Genomic DNA, 12,697 nt, shown 5'->3' with positions numbered 1-12,697 from the left:
GGCTCTTCACAATCCGGACATTACAAAGACTGCGTTCAATGCCGCCTTTGAGATGACCTGTCTGCAAAAAATATATCCGGATATGGACATTACAAACTGGGAGTGTACTTCTGTACTAGCGTTATATTGCTCTCTACCTACATCCTTGGACGCTGTATCTAAGGCGTTAAAACTTGGAGTCGAAAAAGACTCTCGTGGTAAATCACTGATTCAGTATTTTTCGGTTCCTTGTAAACCAACAAAATCAAACAAAGGACGTACCCGTAATTTACCGGAACACGATCCGGAACGGTGGGCTGAGTACATTGAATATAATAGGCAAGACGTTGTAGTTGAGCGGGCTATCCGTAACCGCCTACTACCCTTAAAACCGCCGGACATTGAACACGAGTATTGGCTCATGGACTTGGACATTAACCGTAACGGCATTGCCGTTGATAACAAAATGATAGACAATGCCTTAGCTTTCGACGATGAATTCAAGCGTAAACTAACTGCCGAAGCCAGTTCTTTGACTGGGCTTGAAAACCCGAACAGTCCGCTCCAACTTAAAGAATGGATAGAAAAACGACTTGGGCACGAAATCCCCGGTATGACTAAAGCTGTAGTGGCTGATTTATTGGCTGAGGATTTACCGGCTGACGTCCGTCGCGTATTGGAACTAAGGCAGATGCTTGGCAAAACAAGCGTGAAAAAGTATGCGGCCATGAGGAATGCGGAATGCTCGGACGGACGCATTCACGGTATGCTCCAGTTTTATGGAGCCATGAGAACCGGACGCTGGGCAGGGCGTATCGTTCAATTACAGAATCTGCCGCGTAATTACCTTGAGGATTTGGACACCGCTAGAGACGCCCTCAAGCAAGGCGATTTAGAGATGTTTGAGTTACTATATGGAGATGTGTCTGATACACTGTCTCAGCTTATTCGCACAGCCTTAGTGGCTGAACCGGGGCACCGTTTCATTGTGGCCGACTTCAGTGCTATCGAGGCCCGTGTGATTGCCTGGTTATGTAGCGAAAAATGGCGCCAGAAAGTATTCGCCGAAGGTGGCGATATTTACTGTGCATCAGCTTCTAATATGTTCCACGTACCAGTCGAAAAGCATGGTGTGAATGGACATCTCCGGCAAAAAGGAAAAGTGGCTGAGTTAGCCCTCGGTTATGGCGGTGGAGTAAAAGCATTGATTGCAATGGGCGCTCTAAAAGGCGGTATCGCCGAAGACGAATTGCCGGATATTGTTAGAAAATGGCGTGCTGCATCACCTCGAATCATTAAGCTGTGGAATGATGTAGATTTTGCGGCCAAGGAAGCTATTAAAAAAGGCGGTCCGGTAATTCTTATGCATCGAGGCTTACGATTTGAACGTAGAGACGGTGCCTTATTTATCACATTACCGAGTGGCCGTCGATTGGCATATACAAAACCACGCATCGGAGAAAATCGTTTTGGTGGAGAGTCTATTACCTGTATGGGCATGAATCAGATGGCCAACAAATGGGAACGCCTCGAAACCTATGGCGGTAAATTAACAGAAAACATTGTGCAGGCCATTGCGCGTGACTGCTTAGCCGGTGCAATGTACCGACTATATAAGTATGGCTATAAAATCTGTGCTCACATCCATGATGAAGTGGTCATAGAAGCACCGGTAGGCGTCGGTAGTTTGGATGAGGTAATTAAGATCATGTGTGAACCGGAACCGTGGTGTGACGGTTTGATATTAAATGCAGCGGGCTTTGAAAATCCATATTACATGAAAGATTAAGAGGAGGAATTATCATGATTGGCAAGACGCAGATTAAGCAACAAGAAGAAGCTATTAAATATTTACGTGAATTGGTGTTACAAGCTGAAGACGGTGATAGTAAACAAGCCGCTCTCGATTATTGCGACGGGTGCTTAACTGCTTGCAAGCTAGGGCTCGAAGTTCTGGCCAAACAAGAAGAATCCAAAAAAGCGGATGCTAAAGACACCGAAACTACGGCCGAAACAAAACCGAAAAAACGCACTACCCGGAAGAAAAAAACGGAACCTGTTGAAGAACCGGCTACTGCACCAGAAGCTCCGGCAGAACCGGAAGTCGCTCAAGAAACAGATGATTTTGATGATTTATTATAGGACGGTAGCAATGTATGAGTACGGTATTATTTCAGCTAAAGGTGCCACGGTTATTTGAAGTCGTACGACGGAAACAAATAGGAACGTGGAAACCGGCTATTCAATATCACGTTAATTGTGGAGGAAGTTTTACTTGTTATTGGCCAATGCATCCAAACGGTTTCTCTGTGCAAGTCGATTCCTATTATTCAGATAACTATCATTGCCCATTTTGTGGCCAAGAGGTAAATTGCGATACATTTACTATAAATGCTGAAGACGAGAATCGTATTCCTTTAACTATGGACCTATCTATAGTTAGTCGCAGAACCGAAATCGACGTGATTTTTAAATATGATTCGGTAATTGTTGATGGGGACCTAGGCCTTCGTCAAATTATAAAAGGGCATAAATCTAAACGAACGGATATAGTACGATTTGATTTTAAACAGCGTCGAGTGCTCTACATTCGGCGTGGCATTGCCCGCAGCAGTGTAATTGAAGTTATTCCAGATTTCAAACCACCGGGATACTTTGATTCTACTACACCGTTCTATTGGTTACGAGGTACTTATCAAAGCTTATTGGTAGAACATAAAGAAGAGTTAAAATCGTTTACGACCATTCTAAAAAAGGCTTTTTTGGAGAAGTTAAGTAAACGTGTTGGCTATAAGGTTCCGGGAATTCGTCAATCGGTTAGTATGTCGTGTTCCATTGGTGTGTTTAAAGGTCTGTTCGATACACTGGTATTTAGAATGGCTGCTCCGGACGGGCCTGCAGTAAGTGAAGAGCTTTTGTCGGATTATGTTGAAAATCAATATAGCCAGATAGCAAAACCTATGGATAACCTATTAGATTTAACTCGATCCGGTACTTCGTGGATTAGTGCTTTAATTAAAGTCTATCGGCTAAAAAACAACAGGCTTACTCGCCAATTATTACAGACTCGGCCGTTCTGGGCTATCAACGTACTATCGTTAATAAACGCTTTCTCGGATAATCCTAATTATGAACGCACATTACTTTCTTTCTTTAAAGCATCGCAAAATGAGTACGGTCGTAATCATCGGCAGTTCAGAGCTTGCACTCGGTTACCTGAGTTTTTATCGATTTATCGCTATGTTCGTGGGGAAGGTGCCGCCGTAAATTTAGTAACCTCTGTTAAAGACTTTTACCATTTACGCGATTCGGCCGAAACGTATTTCCGCTTGTCCCGTCAAAATCGTAAAGGCTTTTGGGCACAACGAATTAAGGCAAGAGATGTACATAATGCACTAGTTTCATTGTCCCAAAAAGAAAAGTATGAAAATAAACATATTCAACAGTCTTTATTGTATACACGCCTCGAGGCAACGATTGACGGATACCAATTTACAGTGCCTAAGGAAACTCACGAATTAGTGGATATGGGCGTTAAGCTACATAATTGCGTGGCAACATATTCGGATAGAGTTGTTAATGGGCTAGTTGCTATTGTAGCGGTCTCGAAAAACGACGAATTGCAGGCGTGTATCGAGGTAACGCCGCGAGATGACGGGCAAGCCTTTGTATTGATTCATCAGGCAAAACTGGCATGTAATCATCCAGTGCGAGAAGATCCGGTATTGAATAAAGCCGTGATTGATTGGGCCGATAAAGTTAAGCTCAATGCGTTTAAGTATAATTACGATATTGCAAGGTTAGGAGGCACGGCGATTTGAGCGACATTGTTATAAAAATAGCTACGGGCACAAATCGCTACGCCCGTAGCTGGAAGACTCAAGAATTAAAATGGTCTGAACTCGTAACACAACTAAGCAAGGCTACTGTAACAAAAGAAACGGCATCCGAATATAAGCGGATGACAAAGGCACAGCAGGGCGGCGTGAAAGATGTAGGTGGGTTCGTTGGTGGTTATATCCCTAAAAACGGTCGACGCGTTAACGGAGCCGTAAAACAGCGATATCTGTTGACGCTTGATGCGGATAGCCCGGACGATGATTTCCTCGTAATGCTTGATTTGGTTCTGGATGCTTACGAATATGTATTATATAGCACACATAGTCACACAACGAAACAACCGCGATATCGAATTATTATTCCAACGGATAGACCAATGCTACCGGATGAGTTTCAAGCGGTATCACGACGAATGGCTGAATCGATAGGGATAGAATCCTTCGACCCGTCGACGCACCAGCCGGAACGGCTTATGTATTGGCCAAGTCATCCGAAAGACGTGGAGTACGTCTTTCAGCATCACGAAGGTGCACTGTTACCGGTAGATGATATATTGGCCACGTATACAGATTGGACGGATGTTAGCCTTTGGCCAACAAGCTCAAGAGCTGAAACGCTCATGGCTCATAGTGCCAAAAAGCAAGGTAATCCGTTGGCCAAGTCCGGACTCATCGGTGCCTTCTGTCGAAGTTACAGTATAACAGCTGCTATCGATAAATTCTTACCGGATATATACGCTCCATGTGATACGCCAAATCGATATACCTACCGTGCCGGTTCTACCGTGGCCGGGCTTGTCGTATATGACAATGACACGTTCGCCTATAGTCATCACTGCACCGACCCGTTAAGCGGTAAGTTGGCCAATGCTTTCGATTTGGTTCGCATCCATAAATTCGGCTCTCTCGATGAAGACTGCGATGCTAAAACAAGGGCCGATGCACGGCCGTCGTTCAAGGCGATGATGAACTTTGTTAACGAAGACGGTGCCGCACCGGTGCTACTGGATAAAGAGCGAGCGGCTAAGTATACCAACGATTTTGACGACGTTGAGTCCTTAACCGGCGACGATACCGATGATAGCTGGATGCGTAAATTACAGCGTACTAAGTCCGGTGTCCCCGAATCGAATCCGTATAACTGTATATGGATTATGCAGCATGATCCTCAACTAAAAAATCGATTCGGTCTAGACGAGTTCGCACACCGTATCGTAGTGCTCGGTAATCTGCCGTGGCGTACGGTAAACGGTAGCGATTTATGGGGTGATACTGATGATGCTTGTATACGCAATTACTTATCTACCGTATACCAAATTAAGGGCAAAGGCATTATCGATGATGCTATTACAGAGGTAATGAACCAAAATAAATTTCACCCGGTCCGTGAATACCTGACCTCTCTTAATTGGGATGGTACGGAACGCGTCGATTCCTTATTCATCGACTTTATCGGTGCCGAAGATACTCCGTATATTCGGGCCGTTACGAGAAAATGGCTGTGTGGAGCCATAGCCCGCGTTATGGAACCTGGTATCAAGTTTGATACGGCCATCGTATTATACGGCGAACAAGGGCTGGGTAAGTCGGTTATTTTGGAACGATTGGGCGGTAAATGGTTTAACAATACCTTACAGGATATCAAAACTAAGGACGCCCTGGAACAGATTCAGGGTGCCTGGATTAATGAATTAGCCGAATTATCTCCCACGTATAAAAACGATAACGAGATTGTTAAGGCGTTCTTGAGTCGCACGACGGACCGTTTTAGAGTGCCTTATGGCCGCCGAACGGAAGAATACCCAAGGCAGTGCGTGTTCGCCGGCTCCACAAATAATTTACTGTTTTTGAAGGATCGTACCGGTAACCGACGCTTTTGGCCGATTAGTGGTGATAAGCGTCGGAAGGTGTGTAACTCGTGGGATTTATCAAAAGATGAGGTGGACCAAATCTGGGCCGAGGCCTTTATGATGTGGGCTAACGGTGAGTCACTTGTATTAGATGAGCAGCTGGAGCAAGAAGCCATTAAAAATCAGCAGTCACATACAGAGGGCTCCGAACTTACAGGACTCATCGAAGAGTATTTGTCAGTGTTATTGCCAGCTAACTGGGATAGTAAAGACTTATACGACCGGAGAGCTTATCTGGAGTCTTACGATGAAGAGTCTGGCGGTAAACCACGAGAAAAGGTATGTGCCCTTGAGATTTGGTGTGAAGTGTTGAGCGGTGACCGTAAAACACTATCAAATGCTAAAGCCCGTGAGCTTATTGATATTCTGCAATCAATATCGGGGTGGGAGCCGTACAATAAGGGCTCCGGTAAACTACGATTTGGCAAATTGTACGGTGTGCAAAAAGCGTTTGTGCCCTCGGACAGAGGACACAATAAGCCGTGATTTTATCGAAAACGGTGTTCCGGAGGTGTAGCCAATTACCGTAGCCAATTATTATATCTAATTTTATAGATATAATAATTATACTCCTCTATACATAGAAGATTATAGATATGAACTATAAAATTGGCTACGGCTACGGGATTGGTCACGGAATTGGCTACGGCTTAAAGTATGATTGCTATTATATCTATATGTGTAATGTAGCCAATGTAGCCAATTATTACTAATTAATTATAAATATTATATTATTGTATATACGCGTGTATATATATTAGTGTATATCTAAAAAATAGCCTATATATAGTTTTGGCCAATAATTGGCTACATTGGCTACACACGAATGTTCGAAGGAATGGTGTATATGGAATGGACTGAAAAGCAAGTCGAGGCCTTTATGAAATCAGAGGCCCGAAAAAGAGGATGCCTATTTTATAAATTCGTATCCCCCGGTAATGACGGAGTGCCGGATAGAATCTTAATCACTAAGAACGGTCGGGTGCATTTTATTGAATTAAAGACAACGAAGGGCCACCTATCCCCTACGCAACAGGTGCAGATTGGCAGATTGGAAGAGCATAACGCCCAGGTTTGTGTGGTGCGGGGCAAGGAAGGCGTAATTAACTTCTTTGAAGAGGCGGGCTTATGAAGTTTACCCCGCATCCCTATCAAACGATAGCTATTGACCGGATAGTTGCTAATACACACTACGGACTGTTACTTGACATGGGCCTGGGTAAAAGTATTTGTACTCTAATGGCCATTAATCAGTTAATCAACAACCGGTTTGAGGTGACAAAAGTATTACTAATCGCACCAAAGAAAGTAGCGGAAAGTACCTGGGTGCAGGAAGCTACTAAGTGGGACGATACCAAGAATCTTAAAATTGTAAAGGTGTTAGGATCCGCTAAGCAACGTATCGACGCCTTGCATACTAAGGCTGATGTATACGTGATTAACCGTGAAAATGTTACCTGGCTATGTGATTACTATAAGCATACTATAAAACAATGGCCATTTGATATGTTGGTCGTTGACGAAAGTAGCAGTTTTAAGAATCCCAGGGCCAAACGTTTCAAATCGCTACGACGAGTCAGAGGCTTGTTTGATAGAATCGTCATCCTTACCGGTACGCCGGCACCAAACACACTGATGGACCTGTGGTCTCAAATCTACTTACTGGACGGTGGCGAACGATTAGGTCGCACGATTACCGAATATCGCGATAGGTATTTTGTACCGGATAAAACTAACGGCCACGTTGTATATAGTTACCGGTTAAAGGCATCGGCGGAAAAGGATATTTATAAACGCCTGCAATCGGTGTGCATGAGTTTAAAGGCAGCGGATTATTTATCGTTACCGGAACGCATCGAAAATGTTATTAGAGTCGAAATGACGGATGCAGAAAAAGCCTTATATCAAATGATGGAGCGACAGCATGTATTGGCAATTTCAGATAGTGAAATAATTGCACTAACTGCCGCAGCTGTTGCGAATAAACTGTTACAGATGGCTAATGGGTATGTGTACGACGATGACAAGCATTGCACGAAAATTCACGAGCAGAAAATTGAAGTGCTGAAAGAACTGGCCGATACAAATGCAGGAAAGCCGATGTTGGTATTCTATAATTTCCGTCACGACTTAACTGCAATCAAGAAGGCGTTCCCAAATGCACGAGAATTAAAAACGGATGCCGATGTAGCGGATTGGAATAATGGACATATTGATATGCTACTCGCACATCCGGCTTCAGCCGGCTACGGACTTAATTTACAAGCCGGAGGGCATATTATCGTATGGTATGGGTTAACGTGGAGCTTGGAGCAGTATCAACAGGCCAATGCACGATTATATCGTCAAGGGCAAAAGGATACCGTGATTATACACCATTTGGTAACTACCGGCACGATGGACGAGCAAGTTATGCGAGCTATCGCTAGAAAAGAAGCGGGTCAGAATGAATTACTGGAAGCGATTAAATATAGGCGGTCATTATATGACACGATGAAAGGAGAGTAGCGTATGAACTCAAATAGAGATGATTTAAAAAAAGGTATTATGGCTATGCTATGTGGATTAGGGTACCGATATATACTTCGTGTCCGAGATGATAACATATGGGCGTATAAAGACAGGTCTGACAAAACACAGAAGGAAATCGCAGAGTGTGTCGGATTAAATTGGGCGAGAGAGGCATTCGAGGATCTTCAAATCGATAGAATACTGGATATCTATCTTGAAGTGGGGGACATGATATGGGCATTGGTACCCGTTAATACACTGGTGCTTGTTAGGCACAATGATACAGAACCTTGGGTACGACGACATTTCTATAAATACAATCCTGATTCAGCTAAACCGTATGAGTGTTACTGGCAAGGTAAAAGCCAATTTACAATACGTGACGAACCTAGCGAATGGCAAATTACCGGGTGGGAGCAGATTAGGTCTATTGAGTTCGAATCAATGAAGGGAGTTTAAGGAATGTGGATATTCGTATTACAGGTGATAATGCTTGTATTGAAACTCACGGGACTCGTCAGTCTTAGTTGGTGGCTGGTGTTATCGCCGACACTAGTCCCCTTATTATTCTTAGTATTGGCTGTAATCTTTGAAACGCTGTTTACATGATTAAAGTGGGTTTGGAGGATTTACTTGAGTATGGAACCAAGAGAAAAACGTCGTATAGCACGGTTAGAATTATCAAAACTTAGGGATATGGAAAAAGAGCGTAAAGCGTTAAGAGAACAATTCTGTGATTTATTGAGAGATGCAGCTCCAGATGGATTGCCGGAATGTAGTATCGGCGGTGAACGAGTGAGCGGTGGAGGACGGGAACCGACGCTAACGATTCTTAAGAAAATAACGGAGTTTCAAGGACTTATAGAGATTGAGAATGAGCGAATTGTAGAAGAACAAATTCGATTATTTAACATTATTTCCCAGTTACCGGATTCCCGGCATCGTACACTACTGCGAAGTAAATACGTTCAAGGACATAGTTTGGAGCGTATCGCCGTAGATTGGCATATGGCCTATGAAAGTATTAAGTACAATCATAAGAAGGCCCTTGAAAGTTTTTACGACGTTTTTATGAAATAAAAGTTTACCTGTTTTTACCCCCTAGGTCTGTGATATCATGTAAACTGTAGAAAGAAGCGAATGAAGCTAGTAATGATTGTACACTCCTCAACAAATGCCTATGGTGAGCAAGACGAGCATCCGAAAGGATGCTTTTCTTGTAATATGGAAGAGTACCCAAGTGGATTAAGGGAGCTGTCTTGAAAACAGCGAGACGTTAATACGTGCGTGGGTTCGAATCCTACCTCTTCCGCCACATTGCCTAGTAGCACAATGGTAGTGCAGTCGGCTGTTAACCGACCGGTTATAGGTTCGAATCCTATCTAGGCAGCCACATGGATCTTTAGCTCAGTGGTAGAGCACTCGGCTCATAACCGAATGGTCGTAGGTCCGAATCCTACAGGATCCACCAGTAAGCCGGAGATGTAATTTCATTTTGCGGTGTAAGAGGCTAGCTAGAACTAGCTGCAGCGGGAGAATACCCCGCATTTTTTATTGCCCAAAAGGAGGTGATGACGTGACGCCAAAAAGAGAAAAGTTTTGTGTTGAATATCAGGTAGATTTTAATGCAACACAGGCCGCTATACGAGCCGGATATAGCGAACGTACGGCATATAGCATAGGACAGCGATTGTTGAAAAATGTTGAAGTTCAAAGCCGCATTCAAGAATTAAGAGCCAAAGAGTTTAAGAAAACCATTGCCACCGCTGAAGAAGTGGAGGCGATGCTATCTAAGGCCATGCGCGGTGAGCTCGATGAAGAAGTTGTAGTGGTTGAGGGCTCAGGAGACGGATATAGCGAAGCTAAGATTATGACTAAGCAGATATCCGCTCGTGATCGATTAAAAGCGGCTGAGCTGATGGGTAAGCGCCATCAACTCTTTACTGATAAGGTCCAAATGTCCGGGGAACTAATGCCAATATTTGTCGGAGAGGATGATATTAGTGATTAACTATGACCCGACCAAATATCAACCGGTACGATTACCTGAGATATTTGGAGCGGGGTATGGTCAGTTTATACGGTTCCGAGGCCGGTACCGTGTTGTAAAAGGAAGTCGTGCATCCAAAAAATCAGCAACGGCTGCACTGGACCTTATCAAAAATATATTAAAGTACCCTGAAGCGAATGCATTAGTGGTTCGTAAGGTATTCCGCACCTTAAAAGATAGCTGTTATGCACAGCTTAAGTGGGCGGCTAGACGGTTGAAGTGTTATCATCTGTTCCGGTTTACAGAAAGCCCTCTTGAGATTACAGTTATTGCTACCGGCCAAAAGATTTTATTCCGGGGATTAGACGATCCGCTTAAGGTTACTTCGGTGGCTGTGGAATCAGGTTCGTTATGTTGGTTATGGATTGAAGAAGCCTACGAGATTACAAATGAAGAAGATTTTGATATGCTGAATGAATCAATTCGTGGCCAGTTACCTCCGAATCTGTGGCATCAAATCACGATTACCTTTAATCCGTGGAATGAGCGTCATTGGCTTAAGAAGCGATTTTTTGATACGAAGAGCCCTGATGTATTAGCCCTTACAACAAATTACACCTGTAATGAGTTTTTAAGTCCTTCAGACATCAAAGTATTCGAGGATATGAAACGAAACAATCCACGGCGATATAAAGTCGCTGGATTAGGTGATTGGGGTATCGTTGAAGGGCTTGTGTACGAAAATTGGGAAGAGCAAGTATTCGATGTTGCTGAGATTAGTAAACGGCAGTACGTTCAAAGCTTCTTTGGATTGGACTTCGGTTTTACCAATGATCCGTCGGCACTGTTTTGCGGGCTAGTTGATACGGCCGCTAAAGAGATTTATGTGTTTGATGAGATGTATCAAAAAGGCCTAACTAATGACGAAATCGCAGAAACGATTACTCGTATGGGCTATGCTAAGGAACGTATTCGAGCTGATTCAGCGGAGCCTAAGTCTATTGTGCATTTAAGGAGATTAGGATTGCGACGTATTACTGCGGCCTTAAAAGGCAAGGATAGCGTTAATGCCGGAATTCAGGTATTACAAGACTATAAGATTATCATCCACCCTCGCTGCGTGAATTTCATAACCGAAATCATGAACTACGCTTGGGACGAAGATAAATTCGGTAAAAAACTGAATAAGCCAATTGATGATTTTAACCATTTAATGGATGCCATGCGGTATGCCTTGGAACCGCTGATTAAAATTAGAAAAGGAGGGATAAGTTTTGGAAACGGGGACGAATGATAAGTTAGCTGGTGCGAAGAAACTACTCGAAACCTTCATTGCCGGTCACCTAAATTTTGCAATGGCCGATGCAACCGCTCGCCGGTATTATGCAAATCAGAATGATATTTTGAACGAAAAGAAGAAAAAAGAAGCAGATAAAGAAAAACCGGAATTGCGAAATGCAGACAATCGTATTCCATCGGCATTTCATAGTTTACTAGTGGACCAAAAGGCCGGTTATATGTTTTCATCGCCGCCTAGCTTTGATGTGGGGACAGATGAACAGAACAAGCAAGTGACCGAGGTATTAGGTGATACATATGAAAAAAATGCTAAAGAATTATGCGTTAATGCGTCGAATGCTGGTATTGCTTGGCTCCATTATTGGATCGATGACAATGAATTCAAATGGGGTGTTGTACCGTCAGCACAAATTATACCTATTTGGGGAACCACCTTAGAACATAATCTGCAAGCGGCTGTACGTTGTTACGAAGAGCTTGATGTGGCTACCGGTGATGCGTATGATGTGTTTGAAATTTGGGATGATACGATATGCAGAGCCTATCGTAAGGAAAAGTCTCTGAGTATTAACGAAGGCTTAAATCCATACGATATGTTCTCTATATTTATGGAAAAGAATCAATCAGAAGCAGCCAATGAATTTGTTCATGACCTCGGTGAAGTACCTTTCATTCCGTTTAAGAACAATGGAAACTGCTATAGCGATTTAGACCGCATCAAACGACTAATCGATGCGTATGATAAAACATATAGCGGGTTTATTAATGACCTGGAAGACATTCAAGAGATTATCTTCGTATTAACTAACTACAGTGGTCAAAATCTCAATGAATTTATTCGGGACCTTAAGTATTATAAAACGATTCAAGTCGACTCCATCGGCAGTGAAGATAAATCCGGTGTGTCGACGTTAACAATTGATATTCCGGTCGAGGCTCGCGAAAAGGCGTTAGAGATTACTCGTAAGTCTATATTCACTATGGGCCAGGGTATTGATCCGGAAATGCAAGGACTCGACGGGACTAGCGGCGAAGCTATGAAGTTCTTATACGCGTTACTGGAACTGAAAGCAGGCCTCATGGAAACCGAGTTCCGGTTAAGCTTTAATCAATTTATCCGAGCGATATGCCGATTTAAAGGTATTAAGCTACAAAATATTATTCAGACG

The 12,697-nt window shown here is 43.3% G+C and carries 11 protein-coding genes and 3 tRNA genes; all 14 read left to right on the top strand.

Features of this window, described 5'->3' with window-relative positions:
- Positions 1 to 1,768, top strand: a 1,768-nt coding sequence (locus tag QZL64_RS07340; RefSeq protein WP_296309442.1) for a DNA polymerase, incomplete at its 5' end; no start/stop codon positions are given.
- 14 nt (positions 1,769 to 1,782) lie between these two features.
- A complete protein-coding gene (locus tag QZL64_RS07335) occupies positions 1,783 to 2,121 on the top strand; it encodes a hypothetical protein (RefSeq protein ID WP_021841360.1) in 339 nt (112 codons plus the stop codon).
- Between the two features lie 14 nt (positions 2,122 to 2,135).
- A complete protein-coding gene (locus QZL64_RS07330) occupies positions 2,136 to 3,800 on the top strand; it encodes a PcfJ domain-containing protein (RefSeq protein ID WP_021841359.1) in 1,665 nt (554 codons plus the stop codon).
- Entirely contained in the window at positions 3,797 to 6,214 is a 2,418-nt protein-coding gene (locus QZL64_RS07325) for a virulence-associated E family protein (protein WP_021841358.1), read from the top strand. Before QZL64_RS07330 ends, QZL64_RS07325 begins: the two co-directional genes overlap by 4 nt.
- Before the next feature lie 361 nt (positions 6,215 to 6,575).
- Positions 6,576 to 6,860 (top strand): VRR-NUC domain-containing protein, encoded by a 285-nt coding sequence (locus QZL64_RS07320; protein WP_021841357.1) that lies wholly within the window; start codon positions 6,576 to 6,578, stop codon positions 6,858 to 6,860.
- Positions 6,857 to 8,236, top strand: a complete 1,380-nt coding sequence (locus tag QZL64_RS07315) for an SNF2-related protein (RefSeq protein WP_021841356.1) — start codon at positions 6,857 to 6,859, stop codon at positions 8,234 to 8,236. The genes QZL64_RS07320 and QZL64_RS07315 overlap by 4 nt, the downstream gene beginning before the upstream one ends.
- A 3-nt stretch (positions 8,237 to 8,239) precedes the next feature.
- Entirely contained in the window at positions 8,240 to 8,698 is a 459-nt protein-coding gene (locus QZL64_RS07310; RefSeq protein ID WP_021841355.1) for a hypothetical protein, read from the top strand.
- A 180-nt stretch (positions 8,699 to 8,878) separates the two neighbouring features.
- Entirely contained in the window at positions 8,879 to 9,319 is a 441-nt protein-coding gene (locus QZL64_RS07305; protein ID WP_021841354.1) for a sigma-70 family RNA polymerase sigma factor, read from the top strand.
- Positions 9,320 to 9,465: 146 nt separating this feature from the next.
- A tRNA-Ser gene (locus QZL64_RS07300) sits at positions 9,466 to 9,554 on the top strand.
- 3 nt (positions 9,555 to 9,557) lie between these two features.
- A tRNA-Asn gene (locus QZL64_RS07295) sits at positions 9,558 to 9,632 on the top strand.
- A 3-nt stretch (positions 9,633 to 9,635) separates the two neighbouring features.
- Positions 9,636 to 9,710 (top strand) — tRNA-Ile (locus QZL64_RS07290).
- Positions 9,711 to 9,815: 105 nt separating this feature from the next.
- Positions 9,816 to 10,250 carry a terminase small subunit gene (locus tag QZL64_RS07285; RefSeq protein WP_021841353.1) on the top strand — a complete coding sequence of 145 codons (435 nt, stop codon included), beginning with the start codon at positions 9,816 to 9,818 and terminating at the stop codon, positions 10,248 to 10,250.
- Positions 10,243 to 11,523 carry a PBSX family phage terminase large subunit gene (locus tag QZL64_RS07280; RefSeq protein ID WP_021841352.1) on the top strand — a complete coding sequence of 427 codons (1,281 nt, stop codon included), beginning with the start codon at positions 10,243 to 10,245 and terminating at the stop codon, positions 11,521 to 11,523. Before QZL64_RS07285 ends, QZL64_RS07280 begins: the two co-directional genes overlap by 8 nt.
- Positions 11,504 to 12,697 (top strand): phage portal protein (locus tag QZL64_RS07275; RefSeq protein WP_296309439.1); only part of this gene is annotated, 1,194 nt, incomplete at its 3' end. The genes QZL64_RS07280 and QZL64_RS07275, both read left to right, overlap by 20 nt.

Origin of the sequence: Veillonella sp. CAG:933 (genome assembly GCF_000431435.1) — a bacterium.
Taxonomy (GTDB): Bacteria; Bacillota; Negativicutes; order Veillonellales; family Veillonellaceae; genus Veillonella_A.
The sequence above is the reverse complement of the archived record's forward strand: the minus strand, read 5'-3'. Positions and strand labels throughout refer to the sequence as shown.

What these genes read in the sequence shown, in the direction of transcription:
- QZL64_RS07310 (WP_021841355.1), top strand. Translation starts at nt 8,240, where the DNA reads ATGAACTCAAATAGAGATGATTTAAAAAAAGGTATTATGGCTATGCTA.
- QZL64_RS07335 (WP_021841360.1), top strand. Translation starts at nt 1,783, where the DNA reads ATGATTGGCAAGACGCAGATTAAGCAACAAGAAGAAGCTATTAAATAT.
- QZL64_RS07330 (WP_021841359.1), top strand. Translation starts at nt 2,136, where the DNA reads ATGAGTACGGTATTATTTCAGCTAAAGGTGCCACGGTTATTTGAAGTC.
- QZL64_RS07315 (WP_021841356.1), top strand. Translation starts at nt 6,857, where the DNA reads ATGAAGTTTACCCCGCATCCCTATCAAACGATAGCTATTGACCGGATA.
- QZL64_RS07320 (WP_021841357.1), top strand. Translation starts at nt 6,576, where the DNA reads ATGGAATGGACTGAAAAGCAAGTCGAGGCCTTTATGAAATCAGAGGCC.
- QZL64_RS07305 (WP_021841354.1), top strand. Translation starts at nt 8,879, where the DNA reads ATGGAACCAAGAGAAAAACGTCGTATAGCACGGTTAGAATTATCAAAA.